This is a genomic window from Shewanella jiangmenensis, from assembly GCF_018596335.1.
GTDB lineage: Bacteria > Pseudomonadota > Gammaproteobacteria > Enterobacterales > Shewanellaceae > Shewanella > Shewanella jiangmenensis.
Map to the genome: position 1 here is coordinate 950962 of NZ_JAHEPS010000001.1, position 21992 is coordinate 972953.

Annotated in this window: 21 protein-coding genes; 10 read left to right on the forward strand and 11 right to left on the reverse strand. The window is 55.4% G+C overall.

From position 1 onward, the window contains the following. Nucleotides 1–159 precede the first annotated feature (159 nt). Nucleotides 160–579 (forward strand): CBS domain-containing protein, encoded by a 420-nt coding sequence (locus KJI95_RS04230; RefSeq protein WP_214505894.1) that lies wholly within the window; start codon nucleotides 160–162, stop codon nucleotides 577–579. Between the two features lie 129 nt (nucleotides 580–708). On the opposite strand, the gene KJI95_RS04235 is transcribed toward KJI95_RS04230, so the two are convergent. Together KJI95_RS04235 and KJI95_RS04240 are read right to left on the reverse strand one after the other, a co-directional pair. Further along, nucleotides 709–1398: an LrgB family protein gene (locus tag KJI95_RS04235; protein ID WP_214505895.1), complete on the reverse strand. Its 690-nt coding sequence runs from the start codon at nucleotides 1396–1398 to the stop codon at nucleotides 709–711. Next, nucleotides 1395–1844 carry a CidA/LrgA family protein gene (locus KJI95_RS04240; protein WP_214505896.1) on the reverse strand — a complete coding sequence of 150 codons (450 nt, stop codon included), beginning with the start codon at nucleotides 1842–1844 and terminating at the stop codon, nucleotides 1395–1397. Before KJI95_RS04240 ends, KJI95_RS04235 begins: the two co-directional genes overlap by 4 nt. Nucleotides 1845–1946: 102 nt before the next feature. On the opposite strand from KJI95_RS04240, the gene KJI95_RS04245 reads away from it, so the two are divergent. After that, nucleotides 1947–2837 carry a LysR substrate-binding domain-containing protein gene (locus KJI95_RS04245; protein WP_214505897.1) on the forward strand — a complete coding sequence of 297 codons (891 nt, stop codon included), beginning with the start codon at nucleotides 1947–1949 and terminating at the stop codon, nucleotides 2835–2837. Nucleotides 2838–2882: 45 nt separating this feature from the next. Here KJI95_RS04245 and KJI95_RS04250 read toward each other — a convergent pair whose 3' ends face one another. From KJI95_RS04250 to KJI95_RS04260, 3 genes are read right to left on the reverse strand one after another with little or no spacing between them, the layout of a single operon-like run. Next, nucleotides 2883–3689 (reverse strand): hypothetical protein, encoded by an 807-nt coding sequence (locus KJI95_RS04250; RefSeq protein ID WP_214505898.1) that lies wholly within the window; start codon nucleotides 3687–3689, stop codon nucleotides 2883–2885. A gap of 18 nt (nucleotides 3690–3707) precedes the next feature. After that, nucleotides 3708–4445, reverse strand: a complete 738-nt coding sequence (locus KJI95_RS04255) for an RES family NAD+ phosphorylase (RefSeq protein WP_214505899.1) — start codon at nucleotides 4443–4445, stop codon at nucleotides 3708–3710. Next, on the reverse strand, nucleotides 4446–4808 hold the full coding sequence (locus tag KJI95_RS04260; protein ID WP_214505900.1) for an antitoxin Xre/MbcA/ParS toxin-binding domain-containing protein: 363 nt from the start codon (nucleotides 4806–4808) through the stop codon (nucleotides 4446–4448). It lies immediately after the preceding gene. Between the two features lie 238 nt (nucleotides 4809–5046). On the opposite strand from KJI95_RS04260, the gene nfsB reads away from it, so the two are divergent. The 7 genes from nfsB (at nucleotide 5047) to KJI95_RS04295 (ending at nucleotide 11551) form a co-directional block, all read left to right on the forward strand. Continuing rightward, a complete protein-coding gene (nfsB, locus tag KJI95_RS04265; RefSeq protein ID WP_214505901.1) occupies nucleotides 5047–5700 on the forward strand; it encodes an oxygen-insensitive NAD(P)H nitroreductase in 654 nt (217 codons plus the stop codon). 230 nt (nucleotides 5701–5930) lie between these two features. Then, the gene (locus KJI95_RS04270; RefSeq protein WP_214505902.1) at nucleotides 5931–6581 is read left to right on the forward strand and encodes a DNA-J related domain-containing protein; all 651 of its coding nucleotides are present in this window, start codon (nucleotides 5931–5933) and stop codon (nucleotides 6579–6581) included. 201 nt (nucleotides 6582–6782) lie between these two features. Beyond that, nucleotides 6783–7529, forward strand: coding sequence for a thioredoxin domain-containing protein (locus tag KJI95_RS04275; RefSeq protein WP_214505903.1), 747 nt, complete (start codon nucleotides 6783–6785; stop codon nucleotides 7527–7529). 349 nt (nucleotides 7530–7878) lie between these two features. Next, nucleotides 7879–9261 (forward strand): Na+/H+ antiporter NhaC family protein, encoded by a 1383-nt coding sequence (locus KJI95_RS04280; RefSeq protein ID WP_432653775.1) that lies wholly within the window; start codon nucleotides 7879–7881, stop codon nucleotides 9259–9261. 36 nt (nucleotides 9262–9297) lie between these two features. Continuing rightward, nucleotides 9298–10002, forward strand: a complete 705-nt coding sequence (locus KJI95_RS04285) for a hypothetical protein (RefSeq protein WP_214505905.1) — start codon at nucleotides 9298–9300, stop codon at nucleotides 10000–10002. A gap of 130 nt (nucleotides 10003–10132) precedes the next feature. Next, complete coding sequence (locus KJI95_RS04290; protein WP_214505906.1) at nucleotides 10133–10804, forward strand: hypothetical protein; 672 nt, start codon at nucleotides 10133–10135, stop codon at nucleotides 10802–10804. A 15-nt stretch (nucleotides 10805–10819) separates the two neighbouring features. Further along, nucleotides 10820–11551 (forward strand): pseudouridine synthase, encoded by a 732-nt coding sequence (locus tag KJI95_RS04295; RefSeq protein ID WP_214505907.1) that lies wholly within the window; start codon nucleotides 10820–10822, stop codon nucleotides 11549–11551. A 66-nt stretch (nucleotides 11552–11617) separates the two neighbouring features. On the opposite strand, the gene KJI95_RS04300 is transcribed toward KJI95_RS04295, so the two are convergent. Together KJI95_RS04300 and KJI95_RS04305 are read right to left on the reverse strand one after the other, a co-directional pair. Next, the gene (locus KJI95_RS04300; RefSeq protein ID WP_214505908.1) at nucleotides 11618–13774 is read right to left on the reverse strand and encodes a S46 family peptidase; all 2157 of its coding nucleotides are present in this window, start codon (nucleotides 13772–13774) and stop codon (nucleotides 11618–11620) included. A 156-nt stretch (nucleotides 13775–13930) separates the two neighbouring features. Then, the gene (locus KJI95_RS04305; protein WP_214505909.1) at nucleotides 13931–15118 is read right to left on the reverse strand and encodes an amino acid permease; all 1188 of its coding nucleotides are present in this window, start codon (nucleotides 15116–15118) and stop codon (nucleotides 13931–13933) included. 564 nt (nucleotides 15119–15682) lie between these two features. Here KJI95_RS04305 and KJI95_RS04310 point away from each other — a divergent pair. Beyond that, nucleotides 15683–16243, forward strand: coding sequence for a TMEM165/GDT1 family protein (locus KJI95_RS04310; RefSeq protein WP_214505910.1), 561 nt, complete (start codon nucleotides 15683–15685; stop codon nucleotides 16241–16243). Nucleotides 16244–16359: 116 nt separating this feature from the next. Here KJI95_RS04310 and katB read toward each other — a convergent pair whose 3' ends face one another. The 4 genes from katB to exeM form a co-directional block, all read right to left on the reverse strand. Beyond that, nucleotides 16360–17829, reverse strand: coding sequence for a catalase KatB (gene katB / locus KJI95_RS04315; protein ID WP_214505911.1), 1470 nt, complete (start codon nucleotides 17827–17829; stop codon nucleotides 16360–16362). 274 nt (nucleotides 17830–18103) lie between these two features. Further along, nucleotides 18104–18349 (reverse strand): YgjV family protein, encoded by a 246-nt coding sequence (locus KJI95_RS04320; RefSeq protein ID WP_214505912.1) that lies wholly within the window; start codon nucleotides 18347–18349, stop codon nucleotides 18104–18106. Between the two features lie 55 nt (nucleotides 18350–18404). Next, nucleotides 18405–18842, reverse strand: a complete 438-nt coding sequence (locus KJI95_RS04325) for a PaaI family thioesterase (RefSeq protein ID WP_214505913.1) — start codon at nucleotides 18840–18842, stop codon at nucleotides 18405–18407. Between the two features lie 176 nt (nucleotides 18843–19018). After that, nucleotides 19019–21619, reverse strand: coding sequence for an extracellular exonuclease ExeM (gene exeM / locus KJI95_RS04330; protein WP_214505914.1), 2601 nt, complete (start codon nucleotides 21617–21619; stop codon nucleotides 19019–19021). Nucleotides 21620–21992: the final 373 nt, after the last annotated feature.

The window sequence follows — 21992 nt, forward strand, 5'->3', positions numbered from 1 at the left end:
TGAGCCTTAGTTTGCAACATAACTATTACACAAGCATGACACACTTGATAAGCCCTTTGATTAGCATCTTGAAAAACAACCAGTTAAACGGAATGCTATACTTTAGCGACCATGGCCGCCGCCCGGAAACCAGCCTGCCGGGCCCTCAGGGAGAAACCTATGCAAGTCAAAGACATTATGACGGTTGCGCCGGTCTGCATCAGTGATGCGGCCACGCTCAAGGACGCCCATTTACTGATGCAAAACCGTGGCGTGCGCCACCTGCCGGTGATAGGCGAGACGGATGGCCAGTACAAGGGGGTGCTCACCCACAAAAAGATGGTCTCGACCCTGGTAACTGTGCTTAACAAATACGGTCAGGGCGGGCTTGACCGCAAAGAGCGCATGACCTCGGTGGCCGAATTGATGGATAAAGACAGCGATACCATCAGCGACGATGAGCCGCTTACCGTGGTGGTGGACTTTTTTATCGACAACAAGCTTGGCTGCCTGCCGGTGCTGGGTCAGGATCGCAAAGTGATTGGCATAGTCACCTCATCAGACTTTGTGAAACTCTGTAAACGCCTGCTGCAAATATAAAAAAAGCCGGCCACAGGGGCCGGCAAAACAAGCAACAAAGGTCAAAGATGGATTCGGGACAGGCAGCGAGCAGCGCTGCCATTCAGGCTAAACCAATAACAAGGCAAGCTATACCAAGCGCAGTGCAAGCTATACCAAGAGTAATGCAAACAGCGGCGCTGTGAGCACCATGGCGATGCCGGTGAAAATCATGGTCAGGCTCGCAACCACAGCTTCTTCCTCACCGTATTCCCGCGCCTTGGCAGCACCCGCGCCGTGGGCAGATGCGCCAAGGGCAGCGCCGCGCGCCAGCGCCGAGCGTACCCTACCCAGACGAAACAGCGGCCCGCACAGCAACATGCCGATAATGCCGGTCATCAGCACCACCATGGCCGTCAGCTCAGGCACTCCGCCAAAGGCAGTGGTGGCCTCCATGGCAAAGGGCGTGGACACAGAGCGCACCAGCACGCTGTGGCCAAGCTCCGGCGGCAATTCAAACAGTTTTACCAGCCCCCATGACGACAACAGCCCCAGCAGCAGGCCAGCCATGACTCCAAGTGTCAGAGTGATGGGGTAGCGCGCGATAAGTGCCCGCTCACGGTAAATCGGCAGTGCAAAGGCGATGGTCGCAGGCCCAAGCAAGAGCACCAGAAAATGGGTGTATTCAAAGTAACTTGGCAGCGGAATATCAAGCAGCAGCACGGCGGCAATAATCAGCACAGGTGCCAGCAAAATAGGTGCTGCCCACCAGTAACCCAGCTTGCCGTAGAGGCGCTTTGCCCCGTAGTAACCGACCAAAGTAATTATCAGGCTTAACAGCCCAAGCCAGGTGTGGCTCATTTTGCGGCTCCGAATTCGAGCCGCGCCAGCTCCCGCGACAGCCGCAATCTGCGCTCAAACTTAAAGACGCGGTCCACCACCCAGGCAGTGCCAAGCAGCACGGTCACACTGCCGGCCACCAAAAAGCCCAGCATCTGCGCGCCATACTGCTCAAGCACGGCCTCGTACTGGATAACCGAAATCACCGGCGGAATAAAAAACAGCAGCAGATCGCCCAAAAGCCAGGCGGCACCGGCCTGCAGCGACTGCTCGGGCACCCACTTGAGCGACAACAGCAAAAGTAACACCCCAAGCCCCACTACCCCCCCGGGAAGCGGCAGGTCAAAATACAGCACCAGCCCATGGGCAAGCCAGGCCAGCAAACAGATAGCCGCCGCCTGCAGCAGGGTTAAACCTGCGTGTCTGGCACTGCGTTTCAGTTTGGCTTTGCCTTGTTCAAGCGTCATGGGGGCTCTCGTTGGGTGATTTGCACAGCCATAGTCTAGGGTTGTTATTTGAATAAAAAAAATGAATATTAAGCATAGATAACATTACCAAAGGATATTCAATTGGACCTCAGGGCCATCAAATACTTTATCGAAGTGGTCGATGCCGGCGGCTTTGCCAAGGCATCAGACAAGGTGCACCTGACCCAGCCGGCACTGTCCAAAGCCATCCGTCAGCTCGAAGACTCGCTTGACTTGCAGTTGATTGAACGGGGCAAGCGCGGGGTGGCGCTTCGGCTCTCGCCCGCCGGTGAGGTGGTATATCGCCACGGTTTGGCGCTGCTGGCGGCGCGGGATGACATGCTTGGAGAGCTTGAAGCCATGCGCAACCTTAAAAGCGGCAGGCTTAAGTTTGGGCTGGCGCCTCTTGGCAGTGCCGAGCTGTTTGCCCCTGTGATTGCCCGCTTCAGGAGCCTCTACCCCAAGGTGGACATGCAGCTGCTGGTACGCGGTGGTATCGAGCAAACCAACGCCCTGCGTAAAGGGGAAATTGAACTTGCCACCGGCATTACCGCCCTTGATGCGGAGTTTGACGGCATCCGCATACGGCGCGACCCCATGGTGGTGGTGCTGCCAAGGCAGCATCCATTAGCCCACAGGCGCGAGTTGTGCCTGCACGAGCTGGCCGACACGGCGCAAATTCTGTTTGAACCTGAATACGCCCTGCATCAGTTGGTGGTCAATGCCTGCACTCAGGCCGGATTTGCGCCCAAAGACGTGACCAGGGTCAGCCAGCCGGACTTTGGTATTGCGCTGGTTGCCGCAGGCACAGGCGCCATGATCCTGCCAAGCTATATCGCCGATCGCCACGCGGTAAGCGGCGTGGTCAGTGTTGCCCTGTGCGAAACCGATCTTTACTGGGAATTGTCGCTGTTCTGGCGCCGTGGTCAGCCGTTATCCTTCGCCGCCGAGGCCATGATTGCGCTGGTAAAAGAGCGCCTTGGGGATATGTAATTCGAGGCTCGCCAGGCGGCAAGCCCCGAACGTTTTGCAATGCACTTACCAGGGCACAGTCAGGTACACCCGATACAGGGTATCTGAGTCCCACGGCAAAATAGGCAGGTAGTCTTCGCTGTCTTTGGGCCACTTGTCGTAGTGGTCAAGGTTGTAGTCGGTCTGCTCTACGCTGAAAGTCAGTACCGACTGCTGATACAGCCCGGGGGTATTGATATCCAGCCGGCCGCGATAACGGGTCTCCAGGGTATCGCTGCCATCGGCCCAGTATTCAACGCCGCCGGACAGTTTCCAGCCCGGCGCCAGCATCACATAGGCGCCGACATCGCTCATCCAGGCGCTGGCATCATTACCAAACTCGCCGCGCTCGTAGCCCCGCTCCTTGGGCACGTCATCGTCTATCTCAAGAAAGTAATAACCCATCCCCAGCTGCGCCGTGGCACCAAAGGCGGGCCTTGCGTAATCGAGCAGCAGCGACGGATACAACTTGATTTGTTTCTCAACCGAGCTGACCGTGTTGCGCTTGCCGCGCAGGTCCAGTTGCCAGTCGAGGGTTAAGTGCGGTGACAGTGCCAGCCACTTGCCACGGGCAAAGTAGGATGACTGAAACCAGATCGGAATATGATCCGGATCCAGCTTGTCTTTATCGCGATCGACAAAGGTATCGAAACTGCCATGCAGGGCAATGCCGCCCTCGGTCAGGTAGTCCAGCCCAATTCCGGCATGGGCACCGAAGGTATCTGAGCTTTGCACCTGAAAATCATGGCCGCCGAAGGACAAGGTCCAATCCAGCTCCGACGCCGACACGCCGTCGGCTCCCAATGCCAGCACACAAGGCAAAAAGTATTTCATTGTTCCCCCTACAATGAATCAGGCCGGGCGCGGTAAGACACCCTCCTGCAAAAAATCTGTTAATTCAAAATACTGCGGCAGCTTACCCCGGCCGCGTTCGGTAAAGGCCAGCCGCTGTGGCTCCAATTGGCAGATCCACAGCCGCTGATCCAATGGCTCACTTTGCAGCACCGACGGTTCAACCACCGCCAGATTCACGCCCAGAGGCCAGCGCGCCGACAGGCTGCGGATAAGATCGCACCCCTGCTGCACCAATTGCTGCCCCAGTGCCTGAGTGTAGTCATAGTGGCGCTTGTCGGTGAGCCTGGCGATAAGTCTTTGGTCGTCAATCAAGGTTAAATCCGCGCAGGCGCGGGCCTTTATTTCAACCCGGAACATCATGTGCTCCGAGCGCAGCACCCCTTCATAGGGCGTCGCCATATCCGCCATAAACACAAAGCGATAAAAAGCGACCTCAGCCAAACAGGTTGCCACAGATTCGCTGGCATAAAAAAAGCTTGGCATCAAACGGTTGCCAAAACGTGAGCCATGGCGCAGCGGCGGGTAACGAAACGGGGATTTAAGCAGGTAATGCAGCTTTTCGGTGCCGGGCCTGTAGGGTGGCTTGGCGTCATCGAGCAGGCTTTCAAGCAGCATCTGCTCTTCAAAATTGTCTACCAGACTCAGGGTGGCGGCCTCTTCCTGAGACTCAACCAGCCTGAAACCACTGCCCTCGTAAGGGCGGCCCTGACACGTTGAAGGAATGTTTAAGTCCATTTACACCTTGCCACGCATGGCATCGAGATATTGATTAACGCTCACCAACCCCACCACCGAGCGCAGCAGTTCGCGGGGCGCGCCGCCAAGGGCGTGATTGGGGCTGTTAAGCCAGTGGCGCATAAAATCCTGCTGACCACCGGCAATGGCATACAGCGAGCGATAGACACGCACCAGCTGTAATTGCAGCTCGCCCTGCTTGGATTCGGGTTTAAACCCCTGCGCGGCATTGCGGCTTAAGGTGCTGGGGTTCACCCCGATAATGTGGCTGGCTTCGGTGTTACTCAGCTCCAGCGCATGGCAGGCATTGATAAAAGCCTTGTAGAGCACGGCGGCGGCATCGGGTTTGGCAACGGCTGACATAGACATAACTCCCGGCAGGTGATGTAGATATTTTAGCCAGCGTAAATTGCATTTGCAATAAAAAAGCAAGTATTGCGGCATATGCAAACAGCCTGCACCATCCATCCTTAAGATTAAGCCGGGAAAATTGCCGTTATTATCAAAATATTTTTGAAACTTATGCCGCCTTCCGCCGATTGTTTTAGCGCCGCTCGAGGGTAGAATGCTGCATCATATCCAGCCTCATCGGAGAGAATCCATGCAAGAATTAGCTCAACTGGTCCGCCGTCGCCACACCTGCAAAGCATTTGATCCCAATCGTAAAATCAGCCCTGAGCAGGTAGAAACCCTCAAGACTTTACTGCAGTTTTCACCCTCTTCGACCAACTCTCAGCCCTGGCACTTTGTGCTGGCAGGCACAGAGCAGGGCAAAGCGACCATCGCCAGGTCCACCGAGCAGTTTGGCTTCAATACGCCGAAAATCCTCAATGCATCCCATGTGCTGGTGCTGTGCACCAAGGCGCAAATGGACGAGGCTCACCTGCTGCGGGTGTTGGAGCAGGAGCAGGCCGATGGCCGCTTTGCCGATGAACAGGCCAAGCAAAATCAGCACAATGGCCGTTCATTTTTTGTGAACATGCACCGCTTTGAGCTGAAAGATGCCCAGCAGTGGATGGAAAAACAAATTTATCTGGCGCTCGGTACCGTATTGCTTGGCGCGGCGGCCATGGAAATTGATGCTTGCCCGATTGAAGGCTTTGATGCCACTGTGCTCAATCGCGAGCTGGGCCTCAGAGAAAAGGGTCTGTGCGCCTCGGTGGTGGTGGCACTGGGTTATCGCTCAGACGCCGACTTCAACGCCAATATGCCCAAGTCGCGTCTGCCACAGGATGAGATTTTCACCCTGCTGTAATGGCGAGCCGCTTTGATTGCGGCTTGATCTTGGGATTGAGGCTTAATCGCTGCGGCATGGCTTAAGACAGCGGCTCCGGATCGCAAGTCAGAGTCTCAGCCTAAGGACCAATGCCCCGACATATTCCTGTCATGCCGGGGCATTACGATTGTTCATAATTAAATCGCATTTGTCATCCCCGCCCCCTGTGGCATAGTGGCTGAAGTCACTTTTCAGGATGAATCGCGCCCATGCTTCTGCCTCCTTTGGTTCCGCAAATCGCCCAGGCCTCCACCGAGGTATCGGCAAACAAAGGCGACAATCCCCTTATCTGGCCACTGCTGAGTGTGCTGCAACAATCCCCCCAGGGCTGGAAGGTGCACCATCTGGCGAGCGAGCTGCAAAGCCGCGGCCTGATGCATAACCTCGATCCTGTGCCGGAAAAAGACCTGTTCAAGCGCAATTTTTTACTGATGAACGCCCTGTTTGAACTGCAGGACATGCTGCTGCCGGGGCAGTGGTTGCAGGCGCAGGCCATGGATATCCGCCTGCTCAGAATTGTGCCTGCCAATGTCGACCTGATCCTGCATCAGGAGGCTGGCCTTAAAAGCTATTACCTCGACTGGGGCAATTACGACACCAGCACCAACGTGGTGCGCGACATGCTCGAATCCTTCTGGAACAGCTATCAAAGTTATATCGGCATCAATGGCCGCGTGATGCATCAGACGCAGGCGCTCAGGGTGCTTGAGCTTGATATCAGCGCCAGCGACCGCGAAATCCGCCGCCAGTGGCGGAAACTGGCACTCAAATGGCATCCGGATCGCCCCGAAGGTGACGCGGCGCGCTTTCGTGAAGTATGCGAAGCCTGGCAGGCGCTGCGGGGCCGCTCCGGCGATTAACCGGGCAGCATTTTGTCAAACTCCAGGGCAGATCACAGTCCGGCGCGGGCTTTTTGGCCGCGATTCAGAGATAATTAAGCCTTTCCTTTCACACTGTTTTCATCCTGGCGACTCAAGTCAGTTTCCTTAAAGACTGCGCCGAGAGCTCAACTGAGCCTGCAGCCGCCAATCAATTATTACAGCCTGAAACCCGGAGTGATTATGCTTAAACGTTTTACCCTGGCCGCTGCCATCGCCGCCTTGCCTCTGACTGGCTTTGCCAGCGAATTTGTTGAAGGCAAACACTTTGTGCAGATTTCCGATAACGCGCCAAGCGAAACCCCAAAGCTGACCGAATTCTTTTCTTTTTACTGCCACAACTGCTTCAACATGGAGGTGATGTACCTGCCCACCATCAAAAAGCAGCTTAACCAAGACGTGACCTTTGACACCAAACACGTTGACTTTATGAACAGTGAAATCGGCACCGAAGTGATGCGCTCGCTGGCCGTTATCCAGCAAAGCGGCAACAAGCCTGAGCTGGTGCACGCCATGTTTGCCGCCATTCAGGGCGAAGAAGGCGGTCAGGGACACCACGACCACAGCGCCCCAGGCCACAAGCATGAGCCGGGCATTGAAACCGCTGCCGACATCAAGGCAGTATTTGCCAAGCACGGTATTGATGAAGCCGCTTACGATAAATTGGCCTACAGCAAAGACACAGATGCCAAACTGGAGCTGTGGCGCAAGCAGCAGCAAGAGTTCAAAATCCAGAGCGTACCAAGCTTTGTGGTTAACGATAAGTACATGATTAATCTTCAGGAAATCAAAACTCTGGAAGAATTGTCAGCCCTGGTTAACTTCCTTGCCATCGAAAAAGACAAGGATCAGGACAAGGGCGGCAGCCTCGGCTGGGCCGCAATTGGCCTGATGGCACTGATTGCACTGGGCCGTCGCCGCTACGCTTAAGTGCGAAGCTCAGGCCGAATTGTTAAACCTGGGCCTGATGGCTAGACCAAGGCCTGCTAGACAGGGCCTGATGGCGAAAGCCAAGCCAAATTGCTAAATCTAAGCCTAACAAAACAAAAAGCCCCGCACTGCGGGGCTTTTTGTTTAACGTAAATTGTTTGGCGCGTGTTTTTTGCCACACGTTGTTTGCCACGAAGACGCCTCATAACCTCGGTTTCACAATTTCAAAATGGATGTATAACCATCTAGACGTCTAAATTGACAGATGGCTGGCTATCCCATATCCTTTGGCCTAAGTTGTCGGGAGATGAAGCCGTTACGACACCCAATTTGTCGCTGCCGCCGGGAAATGCAGGAAGAATTCCCGCCGGCACATCAAGATAGAGAGAACACCTTGAATCAGTCCAATGCCGCTTCAGGCCAGTCACAGCCAGGCTCTTTGCTGGCGCTCTTACCTCTGTTTGTGTTTCTCGCGCTGTTTATCGGTGCCGGGGTCTACTTTACCCAGCAGGGCGTCGACTTTGCCTTCTATCAGCTGCCGAGCGTTGTGGCCATTCTGCCGGCAATCGTGCTGGCGCTGCTACTGTCCAAGCAAAAGCTCAATCAGGCGATTGAGACCTTTGTTGGCGGCATTGGCCACAGCAACATCATTGCCATGTGCTTGATTTACCTGCTGGCTGGCGCCTTTGCCTCGGTTGCCAAAGCCACAGGCGGTGTGGACGCCACCGTGGCGCTGGGTCTGTCGCTGATCCCGTCTGATTTGCTGGTACCGGGCTTTTTTGTGATTGCCGCCTTTATCGCCACCGCCATGGGCACCTCCATGGGTACCATAGCCGCCGTTGCCCCTATCGCTCTGGGTGTATCCCAGGAAGCGGATATTTCCCTGCCACTGATGGCCGGCGCCATCATCTCCGGCGCCCTCTTCGGTGATAACCTGTCTATCATTTCCGACACCACCATTGCCGCGACCCGCACCCAGGGCTGCGACATGAAAGACAAGTTCCGTGAAAACCTGATTTTTGCCATTCCAGCCTCCATCATCACCCTGATTGCCTTCACTTTTGCCGGTCAGGGCGAAGCTAACGTGGCACCGCAAAGCGTGGATATTGTCAAAGTACTGCCTTACCTCGCGATTCTGTTTTTGGCGGTGGCCGGCCTTAACGTATTTGTGGTGCTGACACTCGGTATTGTGCTGGCCGGAGGTGTTGGTCTTGCCACCAGCGACTATAGTCTGGTGAGCCTGAGTAAGGATATTTATGCCGGTTTCACCAGCATGCAGGAAATCTTTATTCTGTCGATGCTGGTTGGTGGTCTTGCCGCACTGATGCAGCAGCAAGGTGGCCTTGCCTTTGTAAACAACCTGATTGAGCGCATTATCGGCCGTTTCTCGAAGGCAAAGGGCGAAGCCTCCTGCCGCGCCGCCGAGCTTGGTATGGCCGGGATTGTGTCGCTGACCAACAGCTGTGTGGCCAACAACACAGTGTCGATTGTGGTCAGCGGTGACATCGCCCGTGAACTGGCCCAGAAGCACGGCGTCAGCGCCAAGCGCAGCGCCAGCATTCTCGACATATTTTCCTGTATCGTTCAAGGACTTATACCGTACGGCGCCCAGGCACTTTTAATTGGCGCAACCTTTGCCATTACCCCTTTAGAGGCAGTATCCTACGCTTGGTACTGTATGATTCTGGCGCTGGTTGCAATTGCTATTGTGGTTTTCAGAAAGCGCCATTGATTGAATTCGGGAGGCCTGGCCTCCCCCGGAAGCGGCATGAGCGACGAGCAAAGAACCGATTTCAGCGAGTTTGACCCACACCGACTGGTGTTTCACATGTCCATTGGCGGGGTAATGATTTGCGCCTTTGGCATGAGTCTGTCGATTTTGGCGGTGCTGGGTGACATTGGCTGGCAGATAATCAATCTGCGCATCGATCGCCTCGGCGACTACTTAAGCTCGCCGCTGGCGTACGTGTACAACATCTGTCTGCTGTTTGCCGGCGCGAGTTTTGTGATTGCCATGCTGGGGCTGTTTAGCCTCAGGTACAACAGTTTCAGCCGCTATATCGCTATCATCGGCGGCTGCACTGGCCTGAGTATCATGCTTCTGGGCATTTACCCTTTCAATGACCCTGAATCCCATCGGCTGGCGGCGGTGTTTTTTCTGTTTTGCAGCCTGGCGATGTTTCTGATGCTGGCACTGACACGGCGCAATCATCGTGAGCTTTGCAGCGCGCCGCTGTGTCTCACGGCCCTGATGGGCCTAATCTCCTGCATCGGGCTTTTAATGCAGCTTGACCTCAATACCCTCGACTATCGGCCCTGCGGTGAGCTGACGGAGTTTTGCCCGGTAGCCTTTGCCATGTGGATCCACACCAGCGCCACCATGCTGGCCGGTATTGGTCTGGCGCTGATGGCCAGAACCCTGATGCACCGCGCCATTGCTGAGCGGGCACCGAGCACTGATCTACTTCGCTAACGATCTGCGGCGTGTAAAATCCGCCGCTTTGACTAACATCTGCGCATCACACAGCAACCAAAGCCGGTTTATCTTGCCCGGGCGTATGCCTTTGGGGCACAGTAAGCTCATCTGAACGTTGGAGCCATCAATGCCAGTTGCTGCCAATCAACCTTCACAGCGGGATTTACCCCTGCTGGCGGCGGGGCTGATTTTACTGTCGCTTATCATAGGTCTTGCCGGATTTTCGGTGGGCGTGCTGTTTCATGCTGAGCAGGGCGATATGAGCTGGAGCTTTCGCCCCTCGGGCCTTGGCAATTATCTGCAGTCGCCGCTGGCGTGGGTGTATAACGCCGCCCTTATCTGGGCTGGCCTGTGGCTTTGTCTTGCCATGGTGACTCTGGCGTATATGCGGCCGCGCCTGCCGGATCTGCTGCTGCCTCTGGGCGGTGGCCTTATCGCGCTGATGGTGATGTTGATGGGGGTATTCCCCAATCATTACGGCAGTACCCATACTCTGCTGGCCATCAGTTTTACCCTGACCATGGCACTGACCCATGCCATGGTTCTGGGGTCGGCTATCCGCTGGCGTTTGTATTATGCAAGCCCGCTGCTGTATGGCCTGAGCCTACTCGGCCTTGGCTGCGCACTGCCGATACTGCAGCAAACCGACTGGCTGACCATGACCATCCCAAGATGCGAGCCTTCAGCCGAGGTTTGCACTATTGATATGCTGCTGTGGCTGCAGCTTGCTGCCGTCAAACTGTGGGTGTTGGTGCTTGGCATCAGCATTTATCGTAAACCGCACCGCAAACAGGGCTGACGGACCCGCAGCGCCATGACCCGTCTGTGTAAATACCTCGCCGATGCCGGAGTTGCCTCCCGCCGCGGCGCCGCGCGCCTGATTGAAGCCAAGCGCGTTACCTTAGATGGCAAGCTTGCAACCCACACTGACCCTGTATTGGCTCACACGCTGGTGTGTGTCGATGGCAACGCCGTTAACCCCTCAACTGATAAACACTACTACGCCTATCACAAGCCAGTTGGCGTAGACTGCCGCTTGCTTAAAAATGACCCCTGCAGCCTGCTGAATCAACTGCCGGCGGCCTTTGCGGGCGAAGGCATACCAAGGCTATATCCCGCCGGCAGGCTCGATAAAGACTCCCGCGGCCTCTTGCTTCTGACCAATGATGGCGAGCTGACCCAGCAGCTGATGCACCCGGATTTTGACCATGAAAAAGGCTATCTGGCGACCTTGGATAAAGCGCCAAAAGCGGAGGATATTGCCGCCATTGCCGCAGGCTTGGATTATGGCGACGGCCCCACCCGCCCCTGCCGGGTCGAGCGAATGTGTGATGACGACGCTTCAGAAGCAGACGTCACGTTTCGGGTACGGATGTTTATTACCGAAGGAAAGAAGCGGCAAATACGCCGCCTGTGGCGCGCTCGGGGCTATAAGGTGGTGGATTTGCTCCGCGACTCCATTCAAACCCTGATGCTTGGAGAGCTTGCCGAGGGTGAGATGCGCCCGCTGACGCCCGAAGAAATGAGCTTACTCAAACGCACTTAAGTGCAAACCCGCCATAAAAAACGGGGCCGTTCGGCCCCGTTTTTTATTCAGTCAGTAAGCAGACTGTTATTCAACAATTTCCATCTCGGCCAGCAGGTTGTCTGCATTGTCGAGGTACTTCATCACCCACAGCATGTAGCGGCTGTCGACGTGGATGGAGCGGTTGATGTTGTCGTCGTAGTTCCAGTCGCCGATGATGCTCTCGTACACGCCATCAAACAGCAAGCCAACCAGTTCGGCGCGGCCGTTGAGGGTGGGCGAGCCTGAGTTACCGCCAGTGGTATCCACAGTAGACAGGAAGTTCACCGGTACTGAGTCTATGTCTTTGACATAGAAATCACCGTATTGCTTGGCCTTGATAAGCTCGAGCTGCGCCTTGGGTGCATCGAATGGCTCAACGCCAGTGTCTTTCTGGGTGATACCTTCAAGACGGGTGAATGGCACTGAGTACTGACCATCTTTTGGCGAATAACCCTTCACGTTACCGTAAGTTACGCGCAGGCTGGAGTTGGCATCGGCGTACACAGGCTTACCCTGCTCTTTGTTGTACGCGATGATGGCTTCCATGTAAGCAGGACGCACTTTCATCAGCTCGCCGCCCAGCGCCTTCTCGGCTTTTTCGCGGGCCATGCTGGTGTCAAAGGTGGCTACTGCCAGTTGGATGAACGGATCTTTGCTGGCTTTGAAATCGTCAACTGACTTTTCCATCCACGCCATACGTACGTCTTTGTTGCCGATTTCGGTCTTGGCGTACATCTTGTCGAGCTGCTTCTTAAGCTTCTTCTCGTCAAACTTCTTGCCAATGTCGAAGAAGGCGTCGATATCCGCGCGGCGCTTGTCGGCAGGCAGTGCGGCGTAGCGCTTGAGCATCTCAAACAAAATGGCCTGATCAACCTTGGCATCGTAACGGCGATCGATACGCTCAAGACCGGCCACAAAGCGGGTCATGTCGCGCTCTTGATAACCGGGTTCACGCTCCATGTCGGCCAGCAGCTTTTCATGGGCCAGACGATACAGGCGCGAAGCCGTGCTCATCGGGGTGGAGTAGCTCATGTAACCCAGAATGAGATCCAGTTCCTGATCCTTTTTGCTTTCGGCTACCAGGCGCTCAAGCTCGGTCAGGGTCTTGCCATACTGGGCTTCACGCTTGGCATCGGCCTTGATCCAGGCGGCAAGCTCAGCTTCACGGGCCTTGCGGTCAGCCAGCATGCTGGACTTGCCGTAGGACTCAATCATGGAGCCGAAGTTTTTGGCGTAGTTGGCAAGGCTTGCCAGGGTGCTTTCGTACTTGATGCGCTCATCGCTGCCATCGGGCGCCGTGGTTTTGATGATATCAATCACGCGCTCACGCAGCTCTTTGCTGGCGGGATAATTCCAGGTGAACTGGTTTTCCACTTCATAGGCGGTGCGGTAGCGGTTGGTGGAGCCCGGGTAGCCGGTCACCATCACAAAATCGCCGTCCTTCACGCCCTTGGCAGACACTTTCAGGAAGCTCTTTGGCTCGTAAGGCACGTTGTCCTTGGAAAAATCTGCAGGCTTGCCATCTTTACCCACGTAGGCGCGGTAGAAAGAGTAGTCGCCGGTATGACGTGGCCACATCCAGTTGTCGATGTCGCCGCCGTACTTGCCGACGCTGGCGGCTGGGTTATGCACCAGACGCACGTCGCGGATTTCCATTTGCTTGATGAGGTAGTACTCAAGGCCGCCATGGAAGCTGTACACGCTGCAGCGGTAACCGGCGTCTTTTTCACACTCGGCCACGAGGGATTTTTCTTTGGCTTCAACGCCCTTGTAGAAGGCATCGCCGGTGGCGTTTTCAAGGCCGGCCTTGATGTCGGCGGTCACGTTGGTCAGTGACTCGGTCACGTATACCCGTGAACCCGGCGCGGCCGGCAGCTCATCGGCAAAGGTTTTGGCCAGAAAGCCATCCGCCAGCAGGTTTTTCTCGGCGGTAGAGTTGTACTGGATTGAGCCGTAGGCGCAGTGATGGTTAGTCACCACCAATCCCTTTGGCGATACGAAAGATGCGGTGCAGCCACCCAGGCTAATCACGGCATTCATCGGGAATTCGGTCAGTTTGGAGATGGACTCAGGATTGATTTCAAGGCCCTTGGCCTTAAGGGTCGCAGCAAGTTCGGGCAGCTGGTGTGGTTGCCACATGCCTTCGTCCGCCTGAGCCCCGAATGCAGCGGCAATGGCGGCGGTCAGTAACCATGTTTTCATTGTTGTATTCCGTTTATTTTTGAGTGTCTTATGGGGTCAATTGCATTGCTGCGCCCATAAAAAAAGCCGGGCGCGAAGTCCCGACTTTAACATACGGTGCCGGGCTGTCACAGCCCGTGATAAATCCGTTTACAAATCAGTTGCTATGACCTGAGTTCACAGCGCCACAAAAAGCTGAGCGGCGATAATAACCAGGCCAGCCAGCGCCAAAAGGCCCAGCACAGCGTTACCGCCACGCACCTGATAGCCGTCGCTCGATTGGGCGCGCTGCTTCAGCGCCATGGCAATCGGCAGGAAGATAATCATAAACACCAGCGGAATGGCAGCAAAACCCAGCACGGCCACAAAGCCTTCCGGCACATAGAGCGCACACAGCATGGGCGGCACAAAGGTAATGGCCCAGGTTTGTACCCTGCCCCAAATACCGCCCTGAGAGCGGGTCAGCTCCGACAGAAAATCAAACAGGCTCATGGTCACCCCAAGGAACGAGGTGATAAGCGCCAAATCGGCAAATACCGCAATACACTGGCCGACCAACGGATTGGCTGCCAACTCCTGCAGCGCGCCAATGAGTTTTGGCAGCGCGCCGCCAAAGCCATTGATGGTATCGCCGCCGACAGTGCCCAGGGTCACCATCAGCCACAGGATGTAACACACCAGCGGAATGGTGGAGCCAATCAACAGCACCTTACGCAGGCTTGGCGCATCACCATCGAGGTAGCGCACCAAAGTGGCGATACACACATGAAAACCAAAGGAGGTAAACACCACAGGAATCGCCGCCATCCAGGCATTGGTCGAGACCTTTTCAAAGGCATCGGCGGCAATCACCGACGGGCGCACCTCGGGCAGCAAAAAGCCCACCACCAGCACCAGGAGCACCACCATCAGGCTAAAGAGCAGGCGCGAGAGTTTATCCACCCAGCTCACGCCAAGGGCCGCAACGCTACCCAGCACCAGGGTAAAAAGCACCACCGCCAGCTGATTATCCAGCTGCAACGCAAACACCGACTCGAGGCGATGCACCAACAGCGACGAGCCGCCGGTCAGATAGGCGGCAGTCAGCGCAAACAGCAAGCTTAAGAAAGAAGCGCCCTGAATCAGCTGGCCCTTTTTGCCCAGCGTCTTACCGGTAATGGCGTGGACATTGTCACCCACGCCGCTGCGCAGGTTGATTTCGAGCATCAAAAGTGAGGTATAAGCCGAAATACCCCACACCAGAATCAGCAATACCAGAGCGGGGATCACCCCCAGCGCAGCCGTTGCCAGCGGCAGTGCCAGCATACCGGCGCCAATGGCGGTACCGGCCACAATGGCAATAGAGCCAAGAAATTTCAAATTCACGGAACTGTCCTGTTCATGTCTTGCAAAGCAATTGTTGTTATTGGGAGACAGCGAGGACGTATCCGCCGCCCCTTGAAGGTCTGAGCCGGTTTTCAGTACTGCCGAAAACAATCAGCAGTGAAGACGCTTATCCCCATCAGCTCGTTGAAGGCTTTCTCAATAAAATCGACTGCAGCCGACATTAACAGAGCCATAAAGGCACGGCAAGCGCAGCGCCCCACAGCATGACCGACTGGCGTCAGGCGGCGCCTGCGACACCATAAACAGGCACAGCACCGTTACCCAAGCTCAACAAGCGCTGCAATTGTATCGACGCAGCCGAAAAGGCCATACTTGCGAAGCGCACACTTGCGGGTATAATGGCCGTCTCACTTTCGGGGGAGTAGCCAGCTCAGATTGCCAGGCAATTTGGGGGTAAACATCAACAGACTTGGCCATATGCCATGGTGTTTACGATAAACAAGGCGTTTATCCGGCAAGACCTGAGCGCGACTAGCCACAACCAATAACTATGGGGTGGCGGGCTTGTCGTGCTTTGTTGGTCAGCCACCCCGGGAACGCATCATGTTAGAAGCCTTTACCGCCTCCACCTTAACCGTGGCCATCGCCGAAATCGGTGATAAAACCCAACTGCTGGCCTTGCTGCTGGCTGCCCGCTTTAAAAACAAAACCGCCATTATCCTCGGCATTTTCATTGCAACACTGGCAAACCATTTTGCCGCAGCCTGGCTTGGCCAATGGGCATCGGGGCTGATAAGCCCTGAGCTTGCGCGCTATCTGGTGGCGGGCAGTTTCTTTGCCATCGCCCTGTGGGTATTGGTGCCGGATAAAGTGGAAGCCGAAGAAAGCGCCCTTTACCGCTTCGGCCCCTTCCTGGCGACCCTGGTACTGTTTTTTATTGCCGAAATCGGCGACAAGACCCAGGTGGCTACCGTGGTACTTTCAGCCCGTTACGATGACCTGTGGATGGTGGTAATGGGCACCACAGTGGGCATGCTGCTTGCCAACGTGCCAGTGGTGATTGCCGGCCATTTCAGTGCCGACAAGCTGCCGATGACCTGGATCCACCGCGGCACCGCGGTACTCTTTGCCGTGATGGGGGTTGCCACCCTGATGTGGCACTGATGCTCTGATACGAAGCGGCGCTAATGCACTGTCATCAAGTGTCTGAATAAAAAGAAAGGGAAGCGATTGCTTCCCTTTGTTGTTTTCAAGCCCGATTGTGCGGCGTTAAGCAGGGCTTAGAGCACGGCGCGAATACGCTTTCCGTAGTCGGCATCGGCCTTGTCGAAGTGCGCCAGCATCCGCTCCTGCACGTCTTTAGAGGCCTGACGCAGGGTCGAGGCGATGGTTTCGGCAAGGCGGCTCTTTTCGCCGTCGCTGAACAGGCGGTACAGGTTGCCGGCCTGGCTGTAGTCATCCTTACCGTAGCGGCTGTAACGGGCGGCTTCACCTTCGAGACGCAGTGGCGGCTCGGCAAAGTGCACCGGCTCAGTCAACGCACCTTTTACTGTGCTTGGACCATAGTTGGCACTGGCATCGCCACCGGTCTGGTGTTGTTGGCCCTTGTCACCGTGGTAGGGGCACTGGGTACCGGCCATGGCGCCGCCGCGCTGGTGATGATTGGCCACAGTGGCATGTGGGCAGTTCACCGGCAGCTGGTTGTAGTTGGCACCGATGCGATAACGCTGGGCGTCGGCATAGGCAAACAAACGGGCCTGCAGCATCTTGTCCGGTGATGCGCCCACACCCGGTACCAGGTTACTTGGCGCCAGCGCCGCCTGCTCTACTTCGGCGAAGTAGTTTTGTGGCATGCGGTTAAGCTCAAGCACACCGATTTCCAGCAGCGGGTAATCCTTGTGTGGCCATACCTTGGTCAAATCGAACGGGTCGATGTGATAGGTGTTGGCATCGGCTTCAGGCATGATCTGCACGTTCACAGTCCAGCTTGGGAAGTTGCCATCCATGATGGCTACCATCAGATCCCGCTGTGACGAATCCGGATCTATGCCTTTCAGTTTATCGGCCTGCTCGTTGGTCAGGTTCACCACGCCCTGACGTGATTTGAAGTGGAACTTGACCCAGAAACGCTCGCCTTTGGCATTCCAGAAACTGAAGGTGTGGGAGCCGTAACCGTGCATCTGACGGTAGTTGGCCGGAATACCGCGGTCTGACATCAGAATGGTCACCTGATGCAGCGCCTCAGGGTTCAGCGACCAGAAGTCCCACATGGCCTGGGGATCTTTGAGGTTAGTCTGCGGGTTACGCTTCTGGGTGTGGATAAAGTCAGGGAACTTGATGCCATCACGCAGGAAGAAGGTCGGGGTGTTGTTACCCACTACATCGTGGTTGCCGCGCTTGGTGTAAAAGCGCACCGCAAAGCCGCGTGGATCGCGCTCGGCATCGGCTGAGCCCATTTCGCCGCCAACAGTAGAGAAGCGCACGAAGGTTTCGGTGACCTTGCCTTCGCCGATAAAGTGGTCGGCAATGGTGTACTCAGACAGGTCGCGGGTCAGGGTGAAAGTGCCGTAGGCGCCTGTACCCTTGGCGTGCACCACGCGCTCCGGGATACGCTCGCGGTTGAAATGCGCAAGTTTTTCAATCAGTTGCCAGTCCTGCAGTAACACAGGACCACGGCTGCCTGCGGTCAGAGAATTCTGGTCATCGGCAATCGGGGCACCATTCTGGCTGGTCAGGTAAGATGTGGACATAGCAGTTCTCCTTAGACAGGTTTCTTTGAAATCAAATCTTCAATCAGGTCATATACAGTCGCCATCGCAGTTCACCTCAATGGTTGCTGGTTGATGTGGCTATAGTATGAAAAGCAGCTCCCCACTTAAAACGATTAATAACGATAATCCTGATTATTTTTTTAGATTAAAGCCTGACAGACGGCTATGTGTTATTGCCAGCCAGTGTAGCCCAAAGACGAAAAAACCGGCGTGACTCAGGCCACACCGGTGAGAATGGTTACCATTTGATACGTTATTCAGACGAGGGATTTTGCGGCTCGCGATACAGCTTCACCAAATAGTAAGCATCGATAATCACAATAAAAAAGTTCACCAGCGCCACCGGCAACGCATCGATGGCAAGGCCATAGGCGACAAACAAGGCCGCACCGACCAGGTTCCACCAGCGCAGCTTTTTGATGTTGGCCATCATCAGCGAAATTGCCACTACCACCGAGGCCAGATAGCCGACCCATTCCCAAATCGTTGCTGTTTCCATCGCTTTTTCCTCAGTCCCACGCTATTTGGGGATGATAACCTTATGTGATTGTAGTTCAGCGCTCCACAACCGCCGCCGTCATCCGTGAGATACAGGTGAGTTCGCCGGCACCGTTATGCACCAGCACTTCCCACACCGAGCTGCGCTTGCCAAGGTGCACAGGCCTTGCTGTCGCAGTCAGTACCCCATTACGGGCGGCGCGCAGGTGGTTGGCGTTAATCTCCTGCCCCACGCAGTAATACTTTTCAAAATCCACCACGAAATTAGCGGCATAACTGGCCACGGTTTCGGCCAGCACCACATTGGCGCCGCCATGGACTATGCCAAGCGGATTGTGTACCGCAGGTGTGGCTGGCATGGTGGCCTTCATATAATCGTCACCGATTTCGCTGATTTGGATCCCGAGGGTCTTCATCAGGGTGCCGCGGCCGTGCATGCCTTCATCCATCTTGGCGCAATCTTCCAGGGTGACCGGCCTGAACCAAATACTCATTCGTTGTTCCCCAACTGTGACTAATGGGCTCAGTGTACTTGCCACTGTGCCACAGGTAAACCGGCGCCCTCATCCTCCCGCGGTATGAAAAGCACTTGAAACTGGAAAGAAAAAGGGGATGCACGCATCCCCTTTCACTACTCAGTGTTCCCTGAAGGAACGCCTTGCCCAGTCGCTTATTTCAGGCGGCGACGTCCAAGACCCATCAGGGTCATAAGCGCCAATGCCAGCCCACCCAAAGCGCCGCCATCATCTTTTTTCGGCGCTTCTTTATCCGGATAGCTTAAAGCCACAATCACAGGGTCGTGATCCGAGGCCGAGAAGGCGTTTTCGGATTTCTCCAGGCTGCCGGTGAACTTCTTGCCGTACTCAAACAGGTTGGATTCGACCGAGTTGATGTGCCAGTCCTCGATGTCCACCACTCGTTTCGCCAGGCTGTCGTTGCCCAGAGCATGGTCGAGGTTACCCAGCTCGCCGTTGTAGCTGTAGGAGTAGGTATCGGCACCGTGCACCTGGGTGTTGAGGTTGATCAGGCCATAGCCCTTGTCGATTACACTGCCTTCCTGCTCATAGGTTTTGCCGCCAAGGGTGGTGTAACTAGCCGTTTTAACCGCCCGATTTGACTTGCTGGCATCGTAATCGGTAAGCACACGCACCGGATCTTCCATGCCGTAGGCATTGAGATCGCCAATCACCAGCAGATCGCCTTCCACCGACTTTAACCGCTCGCCAATCACCTTGGCCGCCGACACACGGAAGGCATTACACTTACCCTGCAGATTGGCCGGATCGCGGCTCTCATCAAAGTTCACCCAATCCTCAAGACAGCCAGAGCCCTTGGACTTGAGGTGGTTGACCACCACGGTCAGCTTGTCGTCCTTCACCTTGAAGGTTTGTGCCAAGCTGTGACGCTGGTACTTGTCCTGCGCCGGATTTTGCTCTGCCGTGCCCTTGTTGTCGCGGCTCAGCACACCCGCCGGCGCGTGCTGCTCCGGCGTTTCAATCACAAAGGCAGCGCCATCAGGGCTCACCTTGGACGCGCGGTAAAGCATGCCGACCGTGATGGCATCATTGCCGAAGAACTTGCCATCGGTTTTGTCGGCATCGGCGATTTCAACAAACTTATAAGCATTTTCAGCGGTTTGCTTGGTATTGAGGGCATTGACCAAATCGGCGATGGCGCTCTTGTCGCCAAAACCGTTGTTGGCGATTTCCATCAAACCAACGATATCGGCATCCATGGCGGTAATGGCGCTGACGATTTTGGTGCGCTGCAGCAACATTTCTTCTTCGGTCAGGGCACCACGGTTTTCGCCGGTGGGGTTAGCATCGCCGCCCGCGACCTCGTTGAAGAAGTTAAGCACGTTGAAGCTGGCCACCCGGATATCGCCCTTGCTGGCCACAGACGGAGCATTGGTGCGATCATTACCGCGAACAATGTCGGCCGGGGTGATGGTGTTACTGGTCACCAGACGATATTCATTAAAGCTGTAACTCACCATGCCTTCGAGACCTTTGAGCTCATCGCCCACCCGAATGTAGCCGGTTTCGGCATTAAAATCGGGCAGGAAAGGCACCACGCCATTGGCGGCCTTGAAGTCGGATTCGACAAACAGCTCATTGCCACGGTTTTGTTTTTCAAGGGCAATGGCTTCCTCACTCAGGGCCGGATAAAGCTGAGTCGGCTTCATCAGCGGCGCCTTGTGAGACAACATCAGGTTGTTGCGACGACCGGCATAGTCGTAGCTGAAGGTACGGCTCACTTTCATCTCGCTGCCGGCATCCAGCACTATCTTCATGCCTTCAAAGCGCTCCAGCGCCTGCTCCAGGGTTTCTCCATCGGTCACGGCAAACGGCACTGCGCCAGGCACCTCGCCCTTGGCGCCTACTTCAAACTTCTTGTCGGCCTTGATATCGATTTGGGTCAGGCCGAAATACTCTTTCACCTTACCCTGAACGCAAACTTCAACGCCGGGCTGGATGGCCTCAGGAGCGGCTTCTCCGAGGAATACAAAAATGCCATCGGAAGTCAGCGGCGAGTTATCGCCCTTCACATCAATGAGATAAAAACCTTTGGCGAGGCTCTCGCCGCGGGCGCTGACCACGCCGCGCAGGGTCACTTCGGTCTCGGATTCAAACTTACCCTCAGGCACCAAGGGGCTCTTGTCGCCGCTGCCCTGAATTTCATAAATAGGCACCAGGGTGGCACCGGCGCAGCTGAACGTGGGCTCCGGCGGCACCACCACGGCATCGCCGACACGGCCAAGGCCGCTGAAGGTATCGACGGCTGACGTGTCCCAGTCGGCGTCGTTGAATACGGCATTGGCCTTGAGCGCCGAGGCTTTGCGGGCGATAGTAACGTTCAGGCCCCAGTCTTTCGGAGTGGGAATAGCGCCAACCACATCCACAATGGCGCCATCTTTCATCAACGCCACCGCATCTGTGCCGTTAAAGAAGAGTTCACCATTCATGCTGTCGGTGCCGGCTGGCAAGGTAATAGCGGCGCTCGGGTGCAGCACCACCTTAATACCCTTGGCGGGCAGGCTGGTGCCATCCAGCAGCACCATGTTGGTGGGAGTGGTCGCGCCATCCTTGTAGCGCACCAGCGAATAGCCGCTCAAATCAACGGTCGCATCACCGCTGTTGTACAGCTCAATCGCCTTGTTATTGGAATTGCCTTCAACATACTCGGTGATCATCACCTCGGCAGAAGCCGCCAATGGCAGCGCCGCCGCAACTGCCATGGCGACGGCAGTCAGCTTTTTAACATTATCCATATTTTCAACCCCGTTATTTTAATAATGGCGTTATCTTTCGTTAACGCGGGCGGGATTGTTACAGAGTTAATACTCTAAAAGAAGGGGTGGGATCACAGTTCGGCTAATGGATATTCGCAGCAAATTCAGACGCAAACAGTACAAAGAACCATCATTTTGTTTGATGATAAAGATAGAGCAATTATTTTTAGTTAAATAACAGCGACTAACAAACTCAATATAAAACATATCATACTGAATAATCAGATATTGTTTTCAAAACCACGCCATTATTTTACTCCTGCCATTTAATCAAACGCGCATTATTTAAACAGCCATTCCAGCGATTACCAGGCCAGTTAAACCGTATTCTTTACCGATAAAACACTGCAAG

What these genes read in the sequence shown, in the direction of transcription:
- nfsB (WP_214505901.1), top strand. Translation starts at nt 5,047, where the DNA reads ATGCAAGAATTAGCTCAACTGGTCCGCCGTCGCCACACCTGCAAAGCA.
- KJI95_RS04275 (WP_214505903.1), top strand. Translation starts at nt 6,783, where the DNA reads ATGCTTAAACGTTTTACCCTGGCCGCTGCCATCGCCGCCTTGCCTCTG.
- KJI95_RS04250 (WP_214505898.1), bottom strand. Translation starts at nt 3,689, where the DNA reads ATGAAATACTTTTTGCCTTGTGTGCTGGCATTGGGAGCCGACGGCGTG.
- KJI95_RS04285 (WP_214505905.1), top strand. Translation starts at nt 9,298, where the DNA reads ATGAGCGACGAGCAAAGAACCGATTTCAGCGAGTTTGACCCACACCGA.
- KJI95_RS04270 (WP_214505902.1), top strand. Translation starts at nt 5,931, where the DNA reads ATGCTTCTGCCTCCTTTGGTTCCGCAAATCGCCCAGGCCTCCACCGAG.
- KJI95_RS04300 (WP_214505908.1), bottom strand. Translation starts at nt 13,774, where the DNA reads ATGAAAACATGGTTACTGACCGCCGCCATTGCCGCTGCATTCGGGGCT.
- KJI95_RS04240 (WP_214505896.1), bottom strand. Translation starts at nt 1,844, where the DNA reads ATGACGCTTGAACAAGGCAAAGCCAAACTGAAACGCAGTGCCAGACAC.
- KJI95_RS04310 (WP_214505910.1), top strand. Translation starts at nt 15,683, where the DNA reads ATGTTAGAAGCCTTTACCGCCTCCACCTTAACCGTGGCCATCGCCGAA.
- KJI95_RS04280 (WP_432653775.1), top strand. Translation starts at nt 7,879, where the DNA reads ATGCAGGAAGAATTCCCGCCGGCACATCAAGATAGAGAGAACACCTTG.
- exeM (WP_214505914.1), bottom strand. Translation starts at nt 21,619, where the DNA reads ATGGATAATGTTAAAAAGCTGACTGCCGTCGCCATGGCAGTTGCGGCG.
- KJI95_RS04235 (WP_214505895.1), bottom strand. Translation starts at nt 1,398, where the DNA reads ATGAGCCACACCTGGCTTGGGCTGTTAAGCCTGATAATTACTTTGGTC.
- KJI95_RS04290 (WP_214505906.1), top strand. Translation starts at nt 10,133, where the DNA reads ATGCCAGTTGCTGCCAATCAACCTTCACAGCGGGATTTACCCCTGCTG.
- KJI95_RS04320 (WP_214505912.1), bottom strand. Translation starts at nt 18,349, where the DNA reads ATGGAAACAGCAACGATTTGGGAATGGGTCGGCTATCTGGCCTCGGTG.
- KJI95_RS04230 (WP_214505894.1), top strand. Translation starts at nt 160, where the DNA reads ATGCAAGTCAAAGACATTATGACGGTTGCGCCGGTCTGCATCAGTGAT.
- KJI95_RS04295 (WP_214505907.1), top strand. Translation starts at nt 10,820, where the DNA reads ATGACCCGTCTGTGTAAATACCTCGCCGATGCCGGAGTTGCCTCCCGC.
- KJI95_RS04325 (WP_214505913.1), bottom strand. Translation starts at nt 18,842, where the DNA reads ATGAGTATTTGGTTCAGGCCGGTCACCCTGGAAGATTGCGCCAAGATG.
- KJI95_RS04255 (WP_214505899.1), bottom strand. Translation starts at nt 4,445, where the DNA reads ATGGACTTAAACATTCCTTCAACGTGTCAGGGCCGCCCTTACGAGGGC.
- KJI95_RS04260 (WP_214505900.1), bottom strand. Translation starts at nt 4,808, where the DNA reads ATGTCAGCCGTTGCCAAACCCGATGCCGCCGCCGTGCTCTACAAGGCT.
- katB (WP_214505911.1), bottom strand. Translation starts at nt 17,829, where the DNA reads ATGTCCACATCTTACCTGACCAGCCAGAATGGTGCCCCGATTGCCGAT.